We start from the raw sequence: 23,412 nt of genomic DNA, 5'->3' as shown, positions 1-23,412 counted from the left end.
CGGATGATGATCCCTTCCGTCGCCCTCCGCTGCCCGGCGCAGCAGGACCGTCCGGCCCTGCTGCTGCGCCCCTGGGAGGAGGCGGACGTGCCCGCGCTCAGGGGGGCGTACCGGGACCCGCTGATGCGCCGCCGGACCCGGTACCCGGTCGACAGCGAACGCGACGGGCTGATGTTCGTGGAGGACGGCCGGCGGGACTGGGCCGAGGGCCGGCGGTTCGGCTTCGCCGTGGTGGAGGAGGACTCGGGGCTGCTGGTGGCCGGCACCGCCCTCAAGCGGGCGGGGGCGGACGGTCCGTCCGCCGAGGTGGGCTACTGGACGGCGGCGCCCGCGCGGGGCCGCGGCGTCGCCCCGCGCGCCCTGGAAGCCCTCACCGCCTGGGCGTTCGCCACCTTCGCCGGCGCCGGGCTGGAACGCCTGGACCTCCTGCACCAGGAGGACAACGAGGCCTCCTGCCGCGTCGCCGCCAAGAGCGGGTACGCCTTCGAGACGACCCTGCCCGCCGCGCCGCCCGAGTTCCCCCTCAGCGGCCACCTGCACGTGCGGCGGGCCCGCGCCTGACGGGGCGGGCGGGCCGGGCGGGCCTGACGGGTCGGACGCGGCGGGAGGGCCGGACGGCCGTCAGACGGCCTCGCCCGCCGGGCCGCCGATCTTCGACAGGTCCAGGACGTCGGAGTCCTGCGGGGAGGCCGTGTCGACCGGGACGTCGAACGCCGAGAACAGCGCCTCGCCGGGGGTGTCCCCGCTGACCGCCGACTTCAGCACGTACGGCTTGCCCTCCGTGGCGACGTAGTCGGTCTGGGTGCCCTGCCGGGACGGGGAGGTGACCGCCAGCGCCGGCTTGCCTTCGACGGTGGTGGTCTGGCCCTTGCGGGCGAGCGGGCTGCCCTTGCCGAAGTCGCCCGTCAGCTTGTCGAGGTCGCAGCTGCCCGTCATCGACGCGGCCCGCGGATCGGAGACGGGGACCTTCACCCACCGGTCGGCGAGCGCGGCCACCATCTGGTCCGTCTGCTTCTGCGGGGTGTGCCGCTCCCGGGCCGCGCCCCGCCAGTAGGCGGCGTCGCCCCGGAAGTGCACCAGTTCGCTGGACTTGATGATGTCGAGGCGGCCCATGCCCTCCAGGCGCACGGCGCCGTTGCAGTTGCCCTTCTTGTCGAGCGACAGGTCGATCTGCATCGGCTTGCCCTGGTAGTCGACCTTCGCGGTGACGTGCGCCGACTCCGCCTTGCGGGTGGCCTCGTAGGCCTCCGTCAGGATCTCCTGCCCGGAGCGTTCGGTGAGCGGGCCGCCGCTGCGGGCGGGCGCCGGGGCCCCGCCCGGGGCCGAGGGCGCAGGGGCCTGCGCCGCACGGGCCTCGCGCCCCACGGACGCGGCCCTGCCCGGAGCGCCCCCGCAGGCCGTCAGGCCCGTGCCGATCAGGGCCGTGGCGGCGAGGGCCGCCGCGCTGGTCTTCGTACGGCTGCGCATTTCGGATCCCCCCGTGGAAAGTCGAACAGGCTCAGCCGTCGAGCCTAGAGGGTGCCTGCGACACCGGGCGGGCGGCCCCGGCCCGGGACGCGCCCCGGCGGGGGCGCCGGCGGCCGGCAGGGCCGCGCAGGCGAGTGCGGCCATGGACGCGGGTACGGGTCCGGGCGGTGTGGTGCGCACGACGGGTCCCCCTGGGATCGGTCAGGAATCCAGAGGGCAACCGCGGCCACCCGGAGGGCGGCTGGAGGGGAGGGAGGGGAAGGACGGGAAGGACGGGCGGCCGGGGCGGTCGGGGAGCGGGTCGTCCAGCGGGCGCGCCGCGGCCGGTCCGCGGATGCGGCGCCCCGGACCGACCGGGCTGCGACCCTGCAACGGTTGGGGCCTTCCCCTCACGGACGGCCGGAAAGGCTGTATACGCTCAGACCAGCACCCTTCCGTACGCCTCGTCAGGAGCAGCGATGCACGGCCCCGGCCTCCCGCCGCAGCACGGCCCCCAAGGCCACCGTTCCCTCTCCGGGAGCGAGATGACGCTGCGCGTGCTGTTCACGGCGCTGCCGCTGCTCAGCTGCGGGTTCTTCGCCTGGGGGTCGGTGCTGCGGCTCGCGATCCTCACCCGCAAGGGGCGGGACTGGGCGCTGCTGGTCATCAGCGGGGTGCTGTCGATCGTCTGGCTCACCCTCATCGAGATGGACCCCACGGCCGAGGTCAACGGCTGGCAGAGCAACCTCGGCACCGGTGGCTCGATCTTCACGGGTTTCGCGATCTGCGTGTACCACCTGGTCGCGGACATCCGCCACCACGAGAACAAGCGCCCCGCCCCGGCCGTCGGGGCCGCGCCCTGGTACCCGGCGGGCCCGCAGGCCCCGTACGGCGGGCAGCAGACCACCCCCTCCTACGGCTACCCGCCCGTGCCGAACCCGGCCCCCGCGCCGGCGCCCCCGCAGGTCCCCCCGCAGACGCCGCCGCGCCTGGGGCAGGTGCGCGCCGAACTCGACGAACTCAGCGAGCTCCTGCGCCGCCAGGGACCCGGTCAGGGCCAGGGTCAGGGCCCGGCCCGCCCGCCGCGGCCCCCGCAGCCCGGCGGCCCCTACCAGGACCCGAACAGCACGGCGTTCCAGGACCCGAACCGGTGACCGACGGCGAACGCCTGATCGGCGAGCGCTACCAGCTCGCCACCATCCTCGGCCAGGGCGGCATGGGCCAGGTGTGGACGGCCTACGACCGCCGCCTGGACCGGCGCGTCGCCGTCAAACTGCTGCGCCCCGACCGGGTGGCCGGCCCCGGCACCGTCGCCGAGGAGCTGCGCCGCCGCTTCGTGCGCGAATGCCGCGTCACCGCCCAGGTGGACCACCCCGGGCTGGTCACCGTCCACGACGCCGGCAACGACGGCGACGAGCTCTACCTCGTCATGGGCTACGTCGAGGGCTCCGACCTCGCCGACCACCTCGCCGGACACGACCCGTACCCGTGGCCCTGGGCGGTCGCGGTGGCCGCGCAGCTGTGCGCCGTGCTCTCCGCCGTGCACGCGGTGCCGATCGTCCACCGCGACCTCAAGCCCCGCAACGTGATGATCCGGCCCGACGGGACCGTGCTCGTCCTGGACCTCGGCGTCGCCTCCGTGATGGACACCGACACCACCCGCCTCACCAGCACCGGTTCCCCGATCGGCAGTCCCGCCTACATGGCGCCCGAACAGGCGATGGGCGGCGCGGTCGGCCCCTACACCGACCTCTACGCCCTCGGCGTGCTGCTCTACGAACTCCTCTCCGGCAACGTCCCCTTCGCCGGATCCACCGCCCTCGGCGTCCTGCACCGCCACCTCTACGAGCCCCCGGCCCCGGTGCGTCCGCTGCGCCCCGAGATCCCGCCGGAGCTGGAGGCGCTGATGCTGCGCCTCCTCGCCAAGGACCCGCAGGACCGGCCCGGTTCCGCGCAGGAGGTCTACGAGGCCCTCGAACCCCTGCTCCCGGCCCGCGGCAGCCGCGCCCCGGCGGGCCCCCTCGACCCCACCCGCCCCTTCCTGCGCCCCCAGGCGCCCTGGCCGGACCGGGCCGCCGTCGTCCCGCCCCGGCCGGCCGACCCGCCCGCGCCGCCCCGGCCGGACATCCCCGGCGCGGTGGACGAGGCCCGCCAGCTGCTCGACCAGGGGCAGCTCACCCGGGCCGTGGACATCCTCGGCGGGATCCTCCCGGCGGCGGCCGCCGAGCACGGCGAGCACTCCCCGGTGGTCCGCTCGCTGCGCAAGCAGTACGCCGCCACCCTGATGGACGACGGCCAGTTCCGCCGCGCCCTGCCCGAACTGCGGCGCCTCGCGGACGAGTTCCCGGCCGGGGACCCGCAGGCGCTGCGCTTCCGCTACGACGCCGCGCAGTGCCTGGAGCAGCTCGGCGAGCCGGCGGCGGCCCTGGCCGAGTACCGGTCGCTGCTGCCCCTGTTCGAGAACCACTACGCCAATCCGGACCCGGGGCTCCCGCTGGAGGTCCGCCGCCGGATAGCGCACCTGCTGCTGTCGCTGGGCGACCGTCCCGCGGCCCACGACACCCTGGTCCGCCTCCTGTACGACACGGACCGCGTCCACGGGCCGGGCCACCCCCTCGCGGTGGACGTCCGCCGCACCCTGCAGTGGCTGGGCCAGGTGCGCTGACCTCCCGGCCGGGACCGGGCGCCCGGTCCCGGGACCGGGCGCCGCGGCGCCGGTGACCCCGCGTCACCGCGCCCGCTGCCGGCGCCTGAGCGCCAGGCCGAGCACCACCAGCGCCGACAGGCCGGCCGCCGCCGTGCCCGGGACGAGGCCCGGGGGGCGGAAGGAGCAGGTCAGGGTGGTGGTCCGGCCGTCCAGGGGGACGGCCAGCAGRCCGAGCCGGGATCGGGCCGGGCGGCCGTCGCAGGTCCAGCCCGCGATCGCCGGGACCGCGACCACGGCCGTGCCCCGGCTGCCCGGCGGCAGGGTGGCGCGCAGGCCCGAGGCGGTGACCCGTACGGAGGTGGCGGCCGTGGCGCGCAGGGCCGACACCGCCGCCGTCAGGCGGGGCCGGTCCAGGCAGGACAGCGCCCACTGCGCCGGGGCGGGCCGGTCGAAGATCAGCCTGGAGGCGGGCCCGCGCGAGAGACCGAGGGGCTGGAGCGCCGCCCGGTTGCGGGGGGCGCTGCCGTTCAGCCGGAACGGGCGGCCACCGGCGAGGCGGGCCGTGGCGTTGTACTCCGGGGCCCACAGGTAGGCCTCCGTCCCCGCCCGGCAGACGCCGGGCGCGACGGGGTCCTCGTACACCTTCGCGCCCAGCAGCAGCTCCTGGTTGGCGAAGGGGGATTCCCCGTAAGCCGGTTCGGGGCCCGCCGGGTGGACGGTGACCAGCGGCGGGACCTCGGCGCGGGCGATCGTGCCGTCGGGCTTCAGGCGCGCGCCGACCGCGAACACCGCGTCCGTCACCGGGTTGTCGATGCTCTGCACGTTGCGGCCCCGCGAGGTCCAGCCCGCGCCCAGCGCCTGCATCGTGCGGGTGAACACGTCCGGGGTGTGGCTGCTGTAGTACGAGCCGCCCTCGCCCCCCAGCAGCATCGGGTCGTTGCCGGACAGCGCCGGCCGGCCCGCGTCGGTCCGGTACGCGGGCCAGCCCTCGGCGCCCGCGAGGGCCTCGGCGCGCCGGGTGTGCGCCGCGTTCCAGGACGGGTAGTCGTCCAGCCCGGCGAGTTTGCCCTTGTGGCCGTACGCCGTCGTCGCCGCGGCCTGCGCCACCAGCACCACCGCCAGCAGACCGGCGGCGGGCAGCAGCAGCCGCGGCCGGCGCAGCGCCCACCAGGCCCCGGCCGTCAGCGCCAGCCCGCCGACGGACAGGGCGTACCCCCAGGTCGTGGTCAGGGCGCTGCCGCTCGCCCACAGCCCGGCCGCCGCCAGCACCGCGGCCCCCGCGGCCAGTGCCCGGCCGGAGGGCAGTCCGGCCGCCAGCCCCGTCCAGGCGGCGATCACCACGATCCCGGCCAGCACGAAGGTCTGCCGGTACGCGCTCCCGTTCGGGGTGGCGAACAGGTGCCAGGCCAGGTGGGTCGGCTCCCACTGCAGCGACAGCAGCACCGCCGTGACCAGCCCCGCCCACCACCACCGGGTCCGGGCGGGCAGGGCCCGGTGGAAGGGGAGCGCCGCGACCAGCAGCAGGGTCCCGGTGCCCACGAACACCGCGGGGGAGTTGAAGGAGTACGTCGCCGGCATCAGCCGCGCGAACAGGTCGGACCACGGCACCGGACCGAACGGGCGGGACCACCCCGGATAGGCCTGCTTCGAGCTCAGGAACAGCGGCGCCAGCACCGGCGCGGCCAGCCCGATCCCCAGCAGCACGGTCCCCGCCGCCCGCCCGGCCACCCGGGCCCGCTCCCTCACGCCCTCCCGGGTGAGCGCCACCCGTACCAACAGCACCAGGGCCGCACCCAGGGTGGCCATGTACGCGGTGTAGAAGTTCGCCGTCCAGCCCACCGCCACCACCAGCACCCCGAGCACGGGCCGCCGCCCGCGCAGTGCCCATTCGCCGGTGAGGCACAGCAGGGGGAAGGCGATCAGCCCGTCCAGCCACATCGGGTTGTAGGAGGCCTCGATCACCGACCAGCCGCACAGCGCGTACGAGGCCCCCAGCAGTCCCGCGGCCCACCACGGCCCCGGCCGCTGGGTGCGCAGCAGCCAGGCCATGGCCGCCGCCGCGGCGGCCGTCTTCAGCACGGTGACCACGTACACCGCGAGGTCGATGTCCTGGCGCGGGAAGAGCGCCACCAGCACGGCGAAGGGGCTCGTCAGATAGGTCCCCAGATCGGGCAGGAAGCTGGTCCCGTAGCCGGACTGCCAGTTGAAGAGGAGACCGCCCTGCGCCCGCCCGTGCAGCAGGTCCCACAGGTGCGCGTGGAACGGCACGAACTGGTTGCCGAGGTCGTTGACGCTGCGGTGGCGGGGCCCGTACGGGAAGACGCGCGCGGTGGCGTCCCCGCCGCACACGGCCACGACGGTGACCAGCGCCGCGAACGCCGCCCCCACCAGGCCGGCCCGCCGCGCGGAGCGGCGCGGGAGAGCGGGGACGGGACGGTCGGGGACGCGGTGCGGGGCGAGCTGCTGTGTCGACATGGTGGAGCGACCATCCCAGGAACGGTGGGCAGGGCGGTGGCCGGGGGGTGAACTCGCACCCCAACACCCCCCGAATCGTTGGTCGAAGCGGTGGCCCGTACCACCCTGACTGCATACCATCGATCACCGCACGGCCCTTGTGCACCGACGCACAATCTCCCGGCCCTGGAGGCTCCTTTGCACCGTCGCACAGCGCTCTCCGTCTCCGCCGCCCTCCTCGCGGCGGCCCCCCTGCTGGCCGCCTGTTCGGGCGGGACGCGCCCCGGCACGGCCGCCGTCGTCGGCGGGGAACGCATCACCACCTCCGCGCTCCAGGCCCAGGTCAACGACGTCCGCACGGCGCAGAACCGTTCCGGGCAGGGTGCGCAGCTCATCGAGGCGACCGCAGGACTGGAGCGCCTCAAACTCAACAAGATGATCCAGACCGCCGTCCTGGAGCGGGCCGCCGACGACGCGGGCCTGAGCGTGAACACCCGGGAGATCGAAGAGGTCCGCAAGGCGCAGCTGCAGCAGGCGGGCGGGGAGAAGGAGCTCGCGGCGGCCGCGCTGCAGCAGGCGCAGCTGGCGCCGGACCAGCTGGAGGCGGACACCCGCTTCAAGCTGCTGCGCGACAAGCTCTTCGAGCACTACGGCAGCCAGGACAAGGCCCTGGCCAAGCTCGGGCAGGCGGCGAAGGACCTGCACATCGAGGTCAACCCGCGCTACGGCCACTGGGACGCGCAGCAGATCATCCTCGGTGACCAGCAGACCCCGTGGATCACCCAGCGGACCCGCCCCGAGCAGGCGGGCCCCGCCGGAGCCTGACGCGCGCGGGCGGAGGTAGGTTCGGAGGGTGACCGACCACACCGCCGAACCCGCCCCCGCCCCCGCCGCCTCCGCCGATGCCCGCGCCGGTGCCCCCGCCGAAGCCGGTGCCGAAGCCGGTGCCGGCCCCGGCCGGATCGTCCTGCTGACCGCCAGCCACCGGGTCGCCCCCGGCCTGCTCTCCTGGTCGGCCTGGCGGACCCTGCGCGCCGCGGACCTGGTGCTGTGCGCCGATCCGGCCCACCCGCAGCTGCCGTACCTGCGCGAGGCGGGGGTGGAGGTGGCGCGGGAGGTGCCCGACGCGCACGGGCTCGTCGACGCGTGCGCGGGCGGCCGTACGGTCGTGGTGATCCCCGGCGGCGAGGGTGACCAGCGGCTCACGGACGGACTGGCCCGTCTCGCCGGGTCCGGCCGCGTCAGCATGCCCGACCTGGAACTGCTGCCGGGCTCCTACGACCTGCCCGGAGCGCGCCTGCTCGACCTGGTGCAGGTGATGGACCGGGTCCGGCGCGAATGCCCGTGGACCTCCCGGCAGACCCACGAGGGGCTGGTGAAGTACGCCATCGAGGAGGCGTACGAGCTGGTCGAGGCGATCGAGGACGGCGACCGCGCGGCGCTGCGCGAGGAGCTCGGCGACGTGCTGCTCCAGGTGTTCTTCCACGCCCGCATCGCCGAGGAGGCGGGCCGGGCGGAGGAACGGGCGGAGGAAGAGGGAGAAGAAGGGGAAGAAGGAGAAGGACGGGAGGCGGCCTTCTCCATCGACGATGTCGCGGGAGACCTGGTGGACAAGCTGGTCCGCCGCCACCCGCACGTCTTCGGGGACGCCCGGGCCGACTCCCCGGAGGACGTCAAAGCGCACTGGCAGGCCACCAAGGCGGTCGAGAAGCAGCGGGAGTCGGTCACCGACGGGATCCCGCTGGGCCAGCCGGGGCTCGCGCTCGCGGCCAAGCTCGCCGGCCGGGTCCGGGCGGGCGGCATCGACGTGGAACTGCCCCGTGGCGAGGGCGTCGGCTACGAACTGCTCGCGCTGGCGGCGCGCGCCGAGGCGGCGGGGACCGACCCCGAGACGGCGCTGCGCGCGGCGGCCCGCGCGTACCGGGACGCGATCAGGGTGGCCGAGGGCCTCGGCTGAGCCGGCGGCCCGGGTGCGTGGGCGGTAGGCCGGTAGGGGGCGGGCGGTGGGCGGGCAGGCGGTGGGCGGGCGGCGGCGCCCGGCTCAGCGGGTGTCGCGCGGGGTGCGTCCCGCCGGGTTGTGCCAGTGCGGGTCGGGGCGGCCCAGGAACCACTCGCCGAAGCCCAGCGGCCGGGTCCGCGCGGCACCGGAGGCGGGGACGGCGTCGTGGAAGAGCCGGTCGGGGCGGGCGCCCAGTTCCTCCAGGAGGCCCGCGGTCTCCTCCACGAACTGCGCGGGGCCGCTGAGGTGGACGTCCTGCTCCCGCCACAGGGCCCGGTGGCCGAGGGCGGTGGCCAGCCGGCCGGTGGCCTGGTTGCGGTGCCGCCCGGGCGCGGGGGTGATGTAGGTGACGGAGAGCCACCGGCAGGAGGCGGCGTACCCGTCGATGAGCGGGCGGTCGTAGAGGTGGGCGCCGTCCCGGGCGACCACGAAGAGGCGCACGTCCTGATCGGGAGGGTGCGCCACGAGGTCCTCCAGCATGGCCCGGACCGGCGCCCACCCGGTGCCGGCGGCGATGAGGGTGACGGGCCGGTCCTCGCGGCGCAGCCCCAGGGCGCCGCCCGGGGCGCCGAGCCGCAGCAGCTCGCCGGGCCGGACGTCGCGGACCAGCGCGGTGCTGAGCCGGCCGCCCTCGATGCGGCTCACGTGCAGGTCGACGGTGGTGTCGGGGCGGGGCGCGTTGCCGAGGGAGTACGTGCGCCAGGTCCTCGGGACGCGTTCGCTGCTCACGCTGACGTACTGGCCCGGCCGGTAGGGGAGCGGGACGTGCGGGCGCAGGGTGAGCACGCCGATGTCCTCTCCGTACCGCAGGTGGCGCACCACCTCGGCGTCCCACCAGGGGGGCTCCGGGCTCGCGGCGGCGCCGGCCGTCATCGCGTCGGCGATGACCTGGTAGGCCTCGGTCCAGGCCTTCTCGACGACGGGGGTCCAGGCGTCGCCGGAGGTCTGGGCGAGGGCGGCGAGGAGGCTGGCGCCGACGGCCGCGTAGTGCTCGGGGCCGACGAGGAATTTGCGGTGGTCGCGTCCGAGGTCGCGTAGATAGGGGAGGAGGGTCTCGCTCTCCAGCTGCGCGACGACGTGGGTGAGCGCGGCGAAGAGGCGGTCGCGCTGGCGCTCCATGTCCTCGGGGGAGGCCGGGAAGAGGGTGCGGAGTCCGGGGTGGTGCCAGAAGAGGTGGGAGTAGAAGAACTTGACCGCGTGCTCGGCCCGTCTCTCCACCACCGCGAAACTGCTCTTCAAGATCCTCACGTCCACAAATCCGAAAGTAGGAATGTCGTGGAAGCCGAGGTCAAGCGACGGCCCATCTACGGACAGCCGCGGCTAACCGCCCATATGGGATGGCGGCTTCCGGCCGGGATAACGTCGTCAGGTGCATGAGCAGACCTCCACTCCCGCGGCCGACGGCTCCCCCTCCCAGGGGCCGACCCTCTTCGACTGGGAGTTCGCGACCGACCCCTACCCGGCCTACGCCTGGCTGCGCGAGCACTCCCCGGTGCACCGCACGAAGCTCCCCAGCGGGGTCGAGGCCTGGCTCGTGACCCGCTACGCCGACGCCCGCCAGGCCCTCGCCGACCAGCGGCTGAGCAAGAACCCGGCGCACCACGCGGAACCCGCGCACGCCAAGGGCAAGACCGGGATCCCGGGGGAGCGCAAGGCGGAGCTGATGACGCACCTGCTGAACATCGACCCGCCGGACCACACCCGGCTGCGGCGGCTGGTGTCGAAGGCGTTCACCCCGCGCAGGGTCGCCGAGTTCACCCCGCGCGTGCAGGAGCTCACCGACCACCTGATCGACAGGATCGTCGAGAAGGCGGGCGACGCGGAGCGGGGGGAGGCCGATCTCATCCATGAGTTCGCCTTCCCGCTCCCCATCTACGCCATCTGCGAGATGCTCGGCGTACCGCGCGAGGACCAGGACGACTTCCGCGACTGGGCCGGGATGATGATCCGGCACGGCGGGGGACCGCGCGGCGGGGTGGCTCGCTCCGTGAAGCAGATCCGCACCTATCTCGGGGAACTGATCCACCGCAAGCGGGACGATCTGGGCAATGACCTCATCTCGGACCTGATCCGGGCGAGCGACCACGGGGACCACCTGACGGAGGCGGAGGCCACGGCGATGGCCTTCATCCTCCTGTTCGCCGGCTTCGAAACCACGGTCAACCTGATCGGGAACGGCCTGCACGCCCTCTTCGTGAACCCGGACCAGCGCGCGCGCCTCCAGGACTCCCTCGCGGCCGGGGAGCGCGCCCTCCTGGAGACCGGCGTCGAGGAACTGCTGCGCTACGACGGGCCGGTGGAGCTGGCCACCTGGCGCTTCGCGACCGAGCCGCTGACCCTCGGCGGGCAGGACGTCGCCGTGGGGGACCCCGTCCTGGTGGTCCTCGCGGCGGCCGACCGCGACCCCGCCCGGTTCGCCGACCCGGACACCCTCGACCTCTCCCGGAGTGACAATCAGCACCTCGGGTACGGCCACGGGATCCACTACTGCCTCGGCGCCCCGCTCGCCCGTCTCGAAGGCCAGACGGCGCTCGCGACTTTGCTGACGCGTCTGCCGGATCTGGAACTTGCCGTTCCCCCCACGGACCTGCGCTGGCGCGGCGGGCTCATCATGCGGGGCCTTCGCACCCTCCCCGTCCGCTTCACACCTTGAAACACCGGGGTCCGGCAACCCGGCGGCGGGAACCGATCGGCTGACCGGAAGTCAGCCCCGGCCCGAACTTGTGACATCCGTTCGAAGGCGGCTAGGTTCTGCCGTTACCCCGCCGTTATGCGAAAGGTGCAGCCACATGCTTCCCGGGAACGGCCGCCACAGACGCCCCCGCCAGGTACCAGCCCTGGTCGTCACCGCCGGAGTCACCGGCTCCGCGTTGGCCCTGCCGCTGCTCGCCGCCACGAACGCGAGCGCAGCCGACACCGCCACGTGGGACAAGGTCGCCGACTGCGAAAGCGGCGGCACCTGGAGCGCCAACTCCGGCAGCGGGGCCTACGGCGGCCTCCAGTTCAGCCTGGAGCAGTGGAAGAACGCGGGCGGACTCGCCTACGCGGAGCGCCCCGACCTCGCCAGCCGCTCCCAGCAGATCGCGGTCGCCGAGACCGTGCTGGCCTCCCAGGGCCCCCAGGCGTGGCCGCTGTGCTCCGCCTCGGCCGGACTGACCCAGCAGGGGCCGGCGCCGCAGGTGGACCCCGGCAACCGCCGCGGGCCCGTCGCCCCCACCCCGACCCGGCCGGACAACACCGTGCCCGACAAGAGTTCGAGCGGGCGCGCCACGGACTTCGGGGCCCCGACCCCGCAGCCGGGGACGCCGGGCGCCTCCCCCTCCACGAGCCCGAGCGGGCTGCCGGACTACCCGCTGGGCCCGAACACCGGACTGCCCGTCATGCCGGACCCGGACCCGACCGCGCCGACCACCGCGCCCCCGGTCACCCCCACCACCCCGGTGGACCCGACCGCCCCGGTCTCCCCGACGGCCCCGGTCAGCCCGACCGCCCCGGTGGACCCGACGGCCTCCCCGGCCTCCCCGGCCCCGACGACCCCCGGCGCCAACCCCGTCTCTCCGGCCGCGGAGAAGGGCGAGGGCGCGGGCAAGCACCGCGGCCCGGCGGCCGTCGAGGTGGCGGGCGCGCCCGGCACGGCGTCGGGCACCCCGGACCCCACGTACACGGTGAAGCCGGGCGACAGCCTCACCGACATCGCGAACGCCAAGGGCCTCAAGGGGGGCTGGACCGCCCTCTACCAGGCCAACGAGCAGGTCATCGGCGGGGACGCGGACCTCATCAAGCCGGGCCAGAACCTGGATCTAACCAAGAAATAGGGGCAGTTCGGGCACCCAGAAAGACTTGAATGTCCGTTATCGGTAAATGAGACATGCGTCTCTTCCGGTCAACTGGCGTGTCTCGTTCCGGAACTTCCGCAAACCCCGCCCTCACCTGCGAAAACGCCCATTTGAGGAATGCAAGTAGGCCGGTTTCTCCCTGATGTCGCGCGTTGAACATCGGGGAGAGACCTGTCTACCTTCTGAATCGCTCGCCACCGCGGGCTCCTTCGACCGCATCGCCGAATCCTGCCGGCGGACGGAGGGAACAGTCGTCGCGTCAAGCGCCGAAGGCAGGAGCGGGGGAACCAAGGTAGGCGCCGGGAAAGGCCGTTGAGAGACGGTCACGAACGGCTAGGGGTTAAGCCACGTGCTCGACACGTGACCGGGCAACTCATCCGCCCGAACCCGACAGCTCACCTCGAAGGCGTCGGTGAGGAGAACTCCATGCTGCTTTCCGGCAAGGGCAAGCACCGTCGCGGCTCCAAGGCCGTCCGCATCGTCACGCTCGCCGGTGTCGCCGGTGTCGCCGTCGCCGCCCCGCTGATGGCCGCGGGCTCCGCGAGCGCCGCCACCGTCAGCGAGTGGGACAAGGTCGCCTCCTGCGAGTCCGGCGGCAACTGGTCCATCAACACGGGCAACGGCTACTACGGCGGCCTGCAGTTCTCGTCCTCCACCTGGGCCGCGTACGGCGGCAAGGCGTACGCCGCGCAGGCCAACCAGGCCTCCAAGAGCCAGCAGATAGCCATCGCCGAGAAGGTCCTCAAGGGTCAGGGCAAGGGCGCCTGGCCGTCCTGCGGCGTCGGCCTGTCCAACTCCGCGTACAACGGCGGCGGCTCGACCACCACCCCGTCGAAGCCGAAGCCGGACACCAAGCCGGCCCCGGCCAAGCCCGCCCCGGCGAAGCCCTCCACCCCGAAGGCCGACACCGAGACCAAGGCCGGCGGCTCCGGTTCCGGCAACTGGACCCCGTCCAAGCCCGCCCCGGCCAAGCCGTCCGCCCCGAAGACCGAGGCCCCGTCGACCGGCACCGTGAAGACCGGCAACGGCTCGTACGAGGTCAAGGAGGGCGACACCCTCGGGACCATCGCCCAGGCCAACGGCGTCAAGGGCGGCTGGGAGAAGCTCTTCGAGCTCAACAAGGACATCGTCGACGACGCCGACATGATCTTCCCGGGGCAGAAGCTGAAGCTCAGCTGAACTCCCTCGTAACACCGCATCACCGGGCCCGGCCCGTAGTGCTTCCCGCCGCCCGGCGCGTGTCCCACGCGCCGGGCGGCGGTGTGTTGTGCGCCGCCGCCGGGCTGCGGCGGATACCGCCGAGGGCGAACAGGTGAGGGTCTTATGTCAGGGAAGAGGGGTATTCGGGCCCTTTTTCGTCCCAGGACCCGGGCGGCGACAGGCCCAGTGCCCGGAGCCGGTTAGGCTCTAGTCGGCAAGGCCGTCCCACGGCCGTCCGCCACCGCACACCCAGCGTCACATCCCAGAAGGAGATGCTCGTGCCGTCCATCGACGTCGTCGTAGCCCGGGAAATCCTGGACTCCCGAGGCAACCCCACGGTCGAGGTCGAGGTGGGCCTCGACGACGGCAGCACCGGCCGTGCTGCCGTTCCGTCCGGCGCCTCCACCGGAGCGTTCGAGGCCATCGAGCTCCGTGACGGTGACCCCAACCGTTACATGGGCAAGGGTGTCGAGAAGGCCGTCCTCGCCGTCATCGAGCAGATCGGCCCGGAGCTCGTCGGCTACGACGCCACCGAGCAGCGCCTGATCGACCAGGCCATGTTCGACCTGGACGCCACCGACAACAAGGGCTCCCTCGGCGCCAACGCCATCCTCGGCGTGTCCCTCGCCGTCGCGCACGCCGCGTCCGAGGCCTCGGACCTGCCGCTCTTCCGCTACCTCGGCGGCCCGAACGCGCACCTGCTGCCCGTTCCGATGATGAACATCCTCAACGGTGGGTCGCACGCAGACTCCAACGTCGACATCCAGGAGTTCATGATCGCCCCGATCGGCGCGGAGTCCTTCTCCGAGGCGCTGCGCTGGGGTGCCGAGGTCTACCACACCCTCAAGAAGGTCCTGCACACCAAGGGTCTGTCCACCGGCCTGGGCGACGAGGGCGGCTTCGCCCCGAACCTGGAGTCCAACCGCGCCGCGCTCGACCTCATCATCGAGGCCATCAAGCAGGCCGGCTACACCCCGGGCAAGGACATCGCGCTCGCGCTCGACGTCGCCGCGTCCGAGTTCTACAAGGACGGCAAGTACGAGTTCGAGGGTCAGTCCCGCTCGGCCGCCGAGATGACCGACTACTACGCCGAGCTCGTCGAGGCGTACCCGCTGGTCTCCATCGAGGACCCGCTGTTCGAGGACGACTGGGCCGGCTGGAAGACCATCACCGACCGCCTGGGCGCCAAGGTCCAGATCGTCGGCGACGACCTCTTCGTCACCAACCCGGAGCGCCTGGCCCGCGGCATCGAGGAGGGCTCCGCGAACGCCCTGCTCGTGAAGGTGAACCAGATCGGTTCGCTGACCGAGACCCTCGACGCCGTCGAGATGGCCCAGCGCAACGGCTTCAAGTGCATGATGTCGCACCGCTCCGGCGAGACCGAGGACGTCACCATCGCCGACCTCGCCGTCGCCGTGAACTGCGGTCAGATCAAGACCGGCGCCCCGGCCCGCTCGGACCGCGTCGCCAAGTACAACCAGCTGCTGCGCATCGAGGAGATCCTCGACGACGCCGCGGTGTACGCGGGCCGCTCGGCGTTCCCGCGCTTCAAGGGCTAATCACCGCCTCTCGGCGCTGGCCTCCGTACGTCCCCGCACTCGGTCCCGTACCGTGTGCGGGGACGTATTGCGTAGTACGCACCAGGGGAGGCGGGACCATGGCCGGGAACCGGGATCGGTTCTCCACCTTCTCGACGGCGACCAGGCTCAAGGAGCTCGGCGAGCGCACCGCGGCCCACGTCTACCGCTCGCAGTCCCGCCGGCACATCCGGCGCAGCCGGCTCACGGGCCGGGCGGCCCTGCTGGTGCTCGTCCTCTGTACCCTGGTCGTCGCCCTCGCGTATCCGATGCGCCAATACGTCTCCCAGCGCTCGGAGATCGCGGACCAGCAGCGGGCCGCCGACGACGCGCGCAAGCGCCTCGACCAGCTCCGGGACGAGAAGGCCCGCTGGCAGGACCCCGCCTACGCGGAGCAGCAGGCGCGCAGGCACCTGCACTTCCTGCGCCCGGGGGAGGTCGGCTACATCATGACCGACCCCGGCTCCGGAGCCGCGGAACACCGCCGCGGCGGGCAGTCGGGATCCGACCGCCCCTGGTACTCCAACGTCTGGGACGGCGTCGACAAGGCCGACCGCCCCGGCGACTGAGACCGGCCGCCCCGTCCCCGCACCCACCCACGAGAACGAAGAGACTCCCTCCAGGCATGCAGACGCCCCCGCCCCAGACCGACCGGACCGAGCCGACCGACGCGGACATCGACGCGTTCCAGCAGCAGCTCGGCCGCCCCCCGCGCGGGCTGCGCGCGATCGCGCACCGCTGCCCCTGCGGCCAGCCGGACGTCGTGGAGACCGCCCCGCGCCTCCCCGACGGCACCCCCTTCCCCACGCTCTACTACCTCACCTGCCCGCGCGCGGCCTCCGCGATCGGCACGCTGGAGGCCAACGGTGTGATGAAGGAGATGCAGGCCCGGCTCGCCGAGGACCCGGAGCTCGCCGCCGCCTACCAGGCCGCGCACGAGGACTACATCCGGCGGCGCGACGCCATCGAGGTGCTCCAGGGCTTCCCCAGCGCCGGCGGCATGCCGGACCGGGTGAAGTGCCTGCACGTGCTCGTCGGCCACTCGCTGGCCGCGGGCCCCGGCGTGAACCCCTTCGGCGACGAGGCCCTGGCGATGCTGCCCGAGTGGTGGGCCAAGGGCGCCTGCGTCACCCCGTGCGGGGAGAAGAAGGCGGAGGCCGACGCGTGACCCGGGTCGCGGCCGTCGACTGCGGTACGAACTCCATCCGCCTCCTCGTCGCGGACTGCGACCCGGCCACCGGCGATCTGGTCGAGCTGGACCGCCGGATGACGGTCGTCCGGCTCGGCCAGGGCGTGGACCGGACCGGCCGACTGGCCCCGGAGGCGCTGGAACGCACCTTCGCGGCCTGCCGCGAGTACGCCACGGTGATCAAGGAGCTGGGTGCCGAGCGGGTCCGCTTCGTGGCCACCTCGGCCTCGCGGGACGCCGAGAACCGGGACGACTTCGTCCGGGGCGTCCTGGACATCCTGGGCGTGGAGCCCGAGGTGATCTCCGGGGACCAGGAGGCCGAGTTCTCCTTCACCGGCGCCACCCGGGAGCTCACCGGCCATACCCACCTGGAGCGGCCCTTCCTGGTCGTGGACATCGGCGGCGGATCGACGGAGTTCGTGGTCGGCGAGGAGCACGTACGGGCGGCCCGCTCGGTGGACGTGGGCTGCGTCCGCATGACCGAGCGCCACCTGGTCGTGGACGGGCAGGTCACCGACCCGCCGGCCGCCGGGCAGGTCGCCGCCATGCGCGCCGACATCGAGGCGGCCCTGGACCTGGCCGCGCAGACGGTCCCGCTGGCGGAGGCCCGCACCCTGGTGGGCCTGGCGGGCTCGGTGACCACGGTCGCCGCGATCGCCCTGGACCTGGCGGAGTACGACTCGTCGGCGATCCACCACTCCCGGATCCCCTACGAGCGGGTCCGCGAGATCAGCGAGCGCATGCTCGCCTCGACGCACGCCGAACGCGCCGCGATCCCGGTGATGCACCCGGGCCGGGTCGACGTGATCGGCGCCGGCGCCCTGGTCCTGCTCGCGATCATGGAGCGGACGGGAGCGTCCGAGGTCGTGGTCTCGGAACACGACATCCTCGACGGCATCGCCTGGTCCGCGGCCTGAACCCGCCGTGGGCCGTACGCCTCGCACGGGCCGCCCGGAGTCCCGAACTCCGGGCGGCCTTCGGGCGCCCCGGGGCTGAACATCGTGTTCCGCCCGATGGGGTGGTCGTGATCGGGGCGAGCGAGGACCGAGCGGAGGCCGGGCGGGGGGCTCGCGGAGGGCTCGCGGAGGCTGAAAGTCCCCTCCTCCGCCTGAACTTCGTGAAGTTCTTCACAAGGAAAAGAGGACTGCTGGGCCGCGGGAAGGGCCCTTCGAGGGGTTCTCGGGGGTCGCGAGGCCGTTTCTCCGTGTGTTTGTGCGAAGAAGTAGGGCTGCGGGTTTCGTATCAGAGGTATGGACGAAGACCAGTGGTCCAGTCCGGTCCAGGCCCTGGAGGCCAGTTCAGGACGGGTGAACAACGATTTCTGATCCACTCCGGTTCCCGTTGCGCGCCATGATCTGGGTCACGTGGGCCGCGCAGTGTATCAGAGGGTGTACAGCACCTTGTGAAGGGGCTCACGAGCGTCACCCCTCGGGGTGCTGGATACTCATTCCATGAGCACCACGGAGCGTCCCAGGATCCTCGTTGTAGGAGGTGGGTACGTAGGCCTGTACGCAGCCAAGCGCATCATGAAGAAGATGCGCTACGGCGAGGCGACCGTCACGGTCGTCGACCCGCGGTCGTACATGACCTACCAGCCCTTCCTCCCCGAAGTGGCCGCAGGCAGCATCTCGCCTCGGCACGTCGTCGTCCCGCTGCGACGCGTGCTGCCCAAGGCTGAGGTTCTCACCGGCCGGGTCACCACCATCGACCAGGACCGCAAGGTCGCCGTCGTCACGCCGCTGGTCGGCGAGGCGTACGAGCTGCCCTTCGACTACCTGGTGATCGCGCTCGGCGCCGTCTCCCGCACCTTCCCGATCCCCGGCCTCGCCGAACAGGGCATCGGCATGAAGGGCGTCGAAGAGGGCATCGGCCTGCGCAACCACGTCCTTGAGCAGCTCGACAAGGCCGAGTCCACGACGGACGAGAACGTCCGCCGCAAGGCACTCACCTTCGTCTTCGTCGGCGGCGGCTTCGCCGGCGCCGAGACGATCGGCGAGGTCGAGGACATGGCCCGCGACGCCGCGAAGTACTACTCCACGATCAAGCGCGAGGACATGCGCTTCATCCTGGTCGACGCGGCCGACAAGATCCTTCCCGAGGTCGGGCCCAAGCTCGGCACCTGGGGCAAGGAGCACCTTGAGTCGCGCGGCATCGAGATCTACCTCAACACCTCCATGGACTCCTGCGTGGACGGCCACGTGGTGCTGAAGAACGGCCTTGAGGTCGACTCCAACACCCTGGTGTGGACCGCGGGCGTCAAGCCCAACCCGGTCCTGGCCCGCTACGGCCTGCCGCTCGGCCCCCGCGGCCACGTGGACGCCGAGCCGACCCTCCAGGTCAAGGGCACGGACTACATCTGGACCGCCGGCGACAACGCCCAGGTTCCCGACATGGCCGCCCGCAAGGCCGGCGTCGAGAACGCCTGGTGCCCGCCGAACGCCCAGCACGCGCTGCGCCAGGCCAAGGTCCTCGGCGACAACGTGATCTCCGGCATGCGGGGCTTCCCGCAGAAGGAGTACGCGCACTCCAACAAGGGTGCGGTGGCGGGCCTCGGCCTCCACAAGGGCGTCGCGATGATCGTCATGGGCAAGATGAAGATCAAGCTCAAGGGCCGGCTCGCCTGGTACATGCACCGTGGCTACCACGGCATGGCCATGCCGACCTGGAACCGCAAGATCCGCGTCTTCGCCGACTGGACCCTCGGCATGTTCCTCAAGCGCGAGGTCGTCTCCCTCGGAGCGCTGGAGACCCCGCGCGAGGAGTTCTACGAGGCCGCCAAGCCGGCTCCGGCCCCCGCCGCCGCCGCGGCTCCGGCCCAGAAGGCCAAGGCTTCCTGACCCCGGCACCCGCCGGCAGGACCCCGAGCAGTACCCGTACGTCCCCGAAGGGGCCGCCCGCCATCCGTGGTGCGGGCGGCCCCTTCGGCGTACCCGGTGCCGGTTCTGATTGACGCGTGCCCGAAACGGGTAGGCCGTTCGGTCGGAACTTATGGAGGTGCCTACGATGACCGACGCCGCGCCGCGGCTGGCCGCTCTTGCCGAAACCCTGCTGGGCGCCCCCCTGCCCATCCGGATACGGGCCTGGGACGGCAGCGAAGCCGGTCCCGCCACCGGCCCCACCCTGGTGATCGAAAACCGGCGCGCACTGCGCCGCGTCCTGTGGATGCCCGGGGAACTCGGGCTGGCCCGCGCCTGGGTCGCCGGGGACCTGACCGTCGACGGCGACCTGTTCGAGGTCCTGGACCGGGTGGCCGGACTGCTCTGGGAGCGGGAGCCCGCCGAGGCACCCGCCACGCCCGCGCCCCGCACGGGCCTGGGCAAGCTCACCGCCCTGCGCCCCCACCTGCCCGCGCTGCCCGCCGGCGCCGCCGGGACGGCCGCGTTACTCCGCGATCCGGCGAGCCGGGCCGCCGTACGGGACCTCGTGGCCCTGGCCCGGCCCTGGGCGGCGCCCGCGCCGCCCGCCGAGGAGGCGGTCCGCAGGGGCGGGCCGGCCCACTCCAAGGGCCGCGACCGCCATGCCATCAGCCACCACTACGACGTGGGCAACGCCTTCTACGAGCACGTGCTCGGGCCCTCGATGGTCTACTCGTGCGCCTACTGGAGCCCCGGCGGGACGCTGGAGGAGGCCCAGCGCGACAAGCTGGACCTGGTCTGCCGGAAGCTGGGCCTCAAGGAGGGCGACCGGCTCCTCGACGTCGGCTGCGGCTGGGGCTCCATGGCCCTGCACGCGGCCCGGGAGTACGGGGTCCGGGTCACCGGGGTCACCCTCTCCCGCGAACAGGCCGCCTACGCCCGCAAGCGGATCGCCGAGGAGGGCCTGACCGACCGGATCGAGATCCGGATTCAGGACTACCGGGACGTCAAGGACGGCCCGTACGACGCCATTTCCTCCATCGGGATGGCCGAACACGTCGGCGCCGAGCGCTATCGCGAGTACGCCCGCACCCTCCACGCGCTGCTCGCCCCCGGCGGCCGGCTGCTGAACCACCAGATCGCGCGTCCGCCGGAGGCCGACGAAGAGGCCTACCGGGTCGACGAGTTCATCGACGCCTACGTCTTCCCCGACGGGGAGCTGTCCCCCGTCGGCACGACCGTCGGCGAACTGGAGCGGGCCGGCTTCGAGGTCCGCGACGTGGAGGCGCTGCGCGAGCACTACGCGCTCACCCTGCGGGCCTGGGTGGCCCGGCTGGAGGAGCACTGGGAGGAGGCCGTACGCCTCACCTCGCCCGGCCGCGCACGCGTCTGGCTGCTCTACATGGCGGCCTCCGCGCTCGGCTTCGAGCACGGCCGGCTCGGGGTCAACCAGATCCTGGCGGTACGGCCCGGGGGCGCGGCGGCCTCGGGGCTGCCGCTGAGGACCCGTACGTGGGGCGCGTGACGGCGTAGCGGCGCGACCGGGAGGACCGGACGCCGAAGGGCCCCGGGGGCGTGCCCCGGGGCCCTTCGCGCGCGTGAGCCGCCTCCGCTACTCGGTCTTGATGGCGGTCAGCATGTTCAGCCGGGCGGCGCTGCGGGCCGGCCACATGGCGGCCAGGACGCCGACCAGTCCGGCGAGGAGGAAGAAGATCCCGATCCGGTCGAAGGGGATCACCAGCTCGTAGCCCGGGACGGAGCCCGCGATGGTCCGGCCGCCGGCCCAGGCGAGGAAGACGCCGACGCCGATGCCGAGGACCGCGCCGAAGAGCGAGATGACCACGGCCTCCAGGCGGATCATGTTCTTGACCCGGCCGCGGTCGAGGCCGACCGCCCGCAGCATGCCGATCTCCTGCTGGCGCTCGTAGACCGACATCGCGAGGGTGTTGATCACGCCGAGGACCGCGATGATCAGCGCCATGCCGAGCAGGCCGTACATGATGTTCAGGGACGTGTTGATCATGCCGGCCATCTCGTTGCGCATGGCGGCCTTGTCGGAGACCTTGATGGCCGGGTTCTTGCCGAGGGCGTCGACGACGGCCTGCTGGCCCGCGGCGGAGGTGCCGCCGGAGACCTTGACGAGCACCTCGGGCAGGTACTGGGATTCGTTGTGTGCGGCGAGGATCTTGTTGTCGAGGACGTAGTCCTCCAGCTGGTCCTTGCCGTCGAAGAGGGCGCCGACCTGGAGCCGGCCCTTCTGCCCGTCTTCGTACTGGGCGTCGACGGTGGAGCCGACCGACAGGCCCCTCTTGCGGGCCTCCTCGGCGGAGACCATCAGCTTGCCCTGGCCCAGGGAGGCGAGGTCGCCGGCGGTGGTCTTCACGTTCAGCACCGCGTCGAGGGCGGCCGGGTTGACGCCGCTCACCGTCCGGTGGCCGTCGCCGATCTTGACCATCTCCATCGTCTTCGGGGAGACGGCGGTGACGCCCTTGCCCTTCTCCAGGGCGGGGAGCACGGACTTGTCGAGGTTCATGCCCTCGCCGGCCATCGTGACCCGGTAGTCGGCCTTGATGTTCTGGGTGCTGAGCCGGTCGATGGCCTGGCCGACGGTGATGCCGATGACCGACATCGCGGTGACCAGGGTGAGGCCGATGGTCAGCGAGGCGGCGGTGACGGCGGTGCGGCGCGGGTTGCGGACCGCGTTCTGGGCGGCCAGCTTGCCGGAGACCCCGAACACCTTCTCCAGCAGCGGGCGGACCGCGGCGATGACCGGGCGAGACAGCATCGGCAGCAGTACGAACAGGCCGACGACCAGGAAGAACGCGCCGCCGGCGATGGTGGTGCGGCCCTCGCTCTTCTGACTGGCGCCGAGCAGGACCACGCCGACGCCGATGACGGCCAGGACGCTGCCGATGATGTTGCGCAGCACCAGGGACTTCATGGTGGCGGGCAGGTGGACGCTGCCCATGGCGGCGACCGGGGCGATCTTGGCGGTCCGGCGGGCGGGCAGCCAGGCGGCCAGCATCGTCACGAGGACGCCGATGACCAGGGCGACGACGACGGTCATCGGGGCGATGATCAGCGAACCGGCCGGGATCTTGGCGTCGAAGAGTTCCATCGCGGAGCGCATGGCGACCGCGAGGCCGATGCCGCAGGCCAGGCCGATGACCGAGGAGACGAGGCCGACCACTCCGGCCTCGGCGAGGACCGAGCGCTTGACCTGGCCGCGGTTGGCGCCGACGGCGCGCAGCAGCGCCAGCTCCTTGGTGCGCTGGGCGACCAGCATGGTGAAGGTGTTGTAGATCAGGAAGATGCCGACGAAGAGGGAGACCCCGGCGAAGATCAGCAGGCCGGTGGTCATGCCGGACATGGCCTTTTCGATGTCCTTGGCCTGCTCGGCCGCCAGCGCGGCGCCGGTCTTGGCCTGGGCGCTCTTGGACAGCAGCGGCTTGACGTCGGCGAGCAGCTGGTCGGCGGTGGTGCCGGCCGTGGCGGCGATGGAGAGCTCGCGGTAGAAGCCGGGCTGGAGGTAGAGCTCCTGCGCGATCTTGGTGTCGAAGAGGACGAGGCTGCCGCCCGCGTTGACGGCGCCGTCCTCGGTGGTGAAGACGCCGGTGAGGGTGAACTCCCGGACCGGGCCGTTGGTGGCGACGCGGACCTTGTCGCCGACCTGGTACTTGCCCTTGGCGGCGCTGTCCTTGTCGAGGGCGATCTGGTCGTCCTTGACCGGTCCGGTGCCTTCGGTGAAGGCGTAGCGCGGGTCCTTGCCGTCCTTGACGGGGGCGAAGTTGGCACCGGCGTTGGCCCAGCCGCTGCCGATCAGCTTGCCGTTCTGGTCGCCGACGCCGGCGAAGCCCTGGACGCGGCCGGAGACCGAGTCGACGCCCTTGACGGCCTTGATCCTGTCGAGGGTCTGCTGGCCGATGCCGGGGTCGCCCTGCTTCTGGCCGTCCTCGCCGCGGCCGCGGCCGTAGTCGGTGACGGAGACCGCGACGCCCTCGTAGGACTTCGCGGACTGGCTGGACATGGCCTTGCTGAGCGTGTCGGTGAACACGAGGGTGCCGGAGACGAACGCGACGCCGAGGGTGACGGCGAGCACCGTCATCAGCAGCCGGGCCTTGTGCGCGAGGACGTTGCGCAGGGCGGTACGGAACATGGGGATCTCAGTCCTGGGGCTGGAAGTCTGTGCGGAGGGCTGCGGGGGGCCGC

At 72.9% G+C, this 23,412-nt stretch carries 18 protein-coding genes and 1 riboswitch; of the genes, 14 read left to right on the top strand and 4 right to left on the bottom strand.

Features of this window, described 5'->3' with window-relative positions:
• Positions 1-6 precede the first annotated feature (6 nt).
• Positions 7-561: a GNAT family N-acetyltransferase gene (locus tag AB4039_RS19710; RefSeq protein WP_442271351.1), complete on the top strand. Its 555-nt coding sequence runs from the start codon at positions 7-9 to the stop codon at positions 559-561.
• Between the two features lie 60 nt (positions 562-621).
• Here the strand turns inward: AB4039_RS19710 and AB4039_RS19705 are convergent, their stop codons facing one another.
• Complete coding sequence (locus tag AB4039_RS19705) at positions 622-1,467, bottom strand: hypothetical protein (protein ID WP_266839480.1); 846 nt, start codon at positions 1,465-1,467, stop codon at positions 622-624.
• A 458-nt stretch (positions 1,468-1,925) separates the two neighbouring features.
• Here AB4039_RS19705 and AB4039_RS19700 point away from each other — a divergent pair, with 458 nt between their 5' ends.
• Both AB4039_RS19700 and AB4039_RS19695 read left to right on the top strand, forming a co-directional pair.
• Positions 1,926-2,600 (top strand): hypothetical protein, encoded by a 675-nt coding sequence (locus AB4039_RS19700; RefSeq protein WP_266839478.1) that lies wholly within the window; start codon positions 1,926-1,928, stop codon positions 2,598-2,600.
• On the top strand, positions 2,597-4,111 hold the full coding sequence (locus AB4039_RS19695) for a protein kinase domain-containing protein (protein ID WP_442271350.1): 1,515 nt from the start codon (positions 2,597-2,599) through the stop codon (positions 4,109-4,111). Before AB4039_RS19700 ends, AB4039_RS19695 begins: the two co-directional genes overlap by 4 nt.
• A gap of 63 nt (positions 4,112-4,174) precedes the next feature.
• Here the strand turns inward: AB4039_RS19695 and AB4039_RS19690 are convergent, their stop codons facing one another.
• Entirely contained in the window at positions 4,175-6,568 is a 2,394-nt protein-coding gene (locus AB4039_RS19690) for a YfhO family protein (protein ID WP_266839476.1), read from the bottom strand.
• Positions 6,569-6,745: 177 nt separating this feature from the next.
• Here AB4039_RS19690 and AB4039_RS19685 point away from each other — a divergent pair, with 177 nt between their 5' ends.
• A complete protein-coding gene (locus AB4039_RS19685; RefSeq protein ID WP_442271349.1) occupies positions 6,746-7,372 on the top strand; it encodes a SurA N-terminal domain-containing protein in 627 nt (208 codons plus the stop codon).
• A gap of 28 nt (positions 7,373-7,400) precedes the next feature.
• Positions 7,401-8,504 carry a nucleoside triphosphate pyrophosphohydrolase gene (locus AB4039_RS19680; RefSeq protein ID WP_442271348.1) on the top strand — a complete coding sequence of 368 codons (1,104 nt, stop codon included), beginning with the start codon at positions 7,401-7,403 and terminating at the stop codon, positions 8,502-8,504.
• A gap of 84 nt (positions 8,505-8,588) precedes the next feature.
• On the opposite strand, the gene AB4039_RS19675 is transcribed toward AB4039_RS19680, so the two are convergent.
• Complete coding sequence (locus AB4039_RS19675; RefSeq protein WP_266839470.1) at positions 8,589-9,794, bottom strand: globin domain-containing protein; 1,206 nt, start codon at positions 9,792-9,794, stop codon at positions 8,589-8,591.
• Between the two features lie 121 nt (positions 9,795-9,915).
• Here AB4039_RS19675 and AB4039_RS19670 point away from each other — a divergent pair, with 121 nt between their 5' ends.
• The 9 genes from AB4039_RS19670 to AB4039_RS19630 all read left to right on the top strand — a co-directional run bounded on the left by AB4039_RS19670 (position 9,916) and on the right by AB4039_RS19630 (position 20,728).
• Positions 9,916-11,199 (top strand): cytochrome P450 family protein, encoded by a 1,284-nt coding sequence (locus AB4039_RS19670; RefSeq protein ID WP_266839468.1) that lies wholly within the window; start codon positions 9,916-9,918, stop codon positions 11,197-11,199.
• Between the two features lie 136 nt (positions 11,200-11,335).
• A complete protein-coding gene (locus AB4039_RS19665) occupies positions 11,336-12,361 on the top strand; it encodes a transglycosylase family protein (protein ID WP_266839466.1) in 1,026 nt (341 codons plus the stop codon).
• A gap of 275 nt (positions 12,362-12,636) precedes the next feature.
• Positions 12,637-12,806: riboswitch (cyclic di-AMP (ydaO/yuaA leader) on the top strand.
• Positions 12,807-12,808: 2 nt separating this feature from the next.
• Positions 12,809-13,561 (top strand): LysM peptidoglycan-binding domain-containing protein, encoded by a 753-nt coding sequence (locus AB4039_RS19660; RefSeq protein ID WP_266839464.1) that lies wholly within the window; start codon positions 12,809-12,811, stop codon positions 13,559-13,561.
• Between the two features lie 293 nt (positions 13,562-13,854).
• Complete coding sequence (eno, locus tag AB4039_RS19655) at positions 13,855-15,141, top strand: phosphopyruvate hydratase (protein ID WP_030028493.1); 1,287 nt, start codon at positions 13,855-13,857, stop codon at positions 15,139-15,141.
• Between the two features lie 98 nt (positions 15,142-15,239).
• Positions 15,240-15,728 (top strand): septum formation initiator family protein, encoded by a 489-nt coding sequence (locus AB4039_RS19650; RefSeq protein WP_266839461.1) that lies wholly within the window; start codon positions 15,240-15,242, stop codon positions 15,726-15,728.
• Positions 15,729-15,784: 56 nt separating this feature from the next.
• The gene (locus AB4039_RS19645) at positions 15,785-16,327 is read left to right on the top strand and encodes a DUF501 domain-containing protein (protein WP_266839458.1); all 543 of its coding nucleotides are present in this window, start codon (positions 15,785-15,787) and stop codon (positions 16,325-16,327) included.
• On the top strand, positions 16,324-17,265 hold the full coding sequence (locus AB4039_RS19640) for a Ppx/GppA phosphatase family protein (protein ID WP_266839456.1): 942 nt from the start codon (positions 16,324-16,326) through the stop codon (positions 17,263-17,265). The genes AB4039_RS19645 and AB4039_RS19640 overlap by 4 nt, the downstream gene beginning before the upstream one ends.
• A gap of 534 nt (positions 17,266-17,799) precedes the next feature.
• Complete coding sequence (locus AB4039_RS19635; protein ID WP_266839454.1) at positions 17,800-19,185, top strand: NAD(P)/FAD-dependent oxidoreductase; 1,386 nt, start codon at positions 17,800-17,802, stop codon at positions 19,183-19,185.
• Positions 19,186-19,351: 166 nt separating this feature from the next.
• Positions 19,352-20,728, top strand: coding sequence for a class I SAM-dependent methyltransferase (locus AB4039_RS19630; RefSeq protein WP_442271347.1), 1,377 nt, complete (start codon positions 19,352-19,354; stop codon positions 20,726-20,728).
• 87 nt (positions 20,729-20,815) lie between these two features.
• Here AB4039_RS19630 and AB4039_RS19625 read toward each other — a convergent pair whose 3' ends face one another.
• On the bottom strand, positions 20,816-23,359 hold the full coding sequence (locus AB4039_RS19625) for an ABC transporter permease (RefSeq protein WP_442271346.1): 2,544 nt from the start codon (positions 23,357-23,359) through the stop codon (positions 20,816-20,818).
• Between the last annotated feature and the right edge of the window lie 53 nt (positions 23,360-23,412).

This window comes from Streptomyces sp. M-16, from assembly GCF_052114405.1.
Lineage (GTDB): Bacteria > Actinomycetota > Actinomycetes > Streptomycetales > Streptomycetaceae > Streptomyces.
Note: the sequence above shows the minus strand (reverse complement) of the source record. Positions and strands in the feature narration are given on the sequence as shown.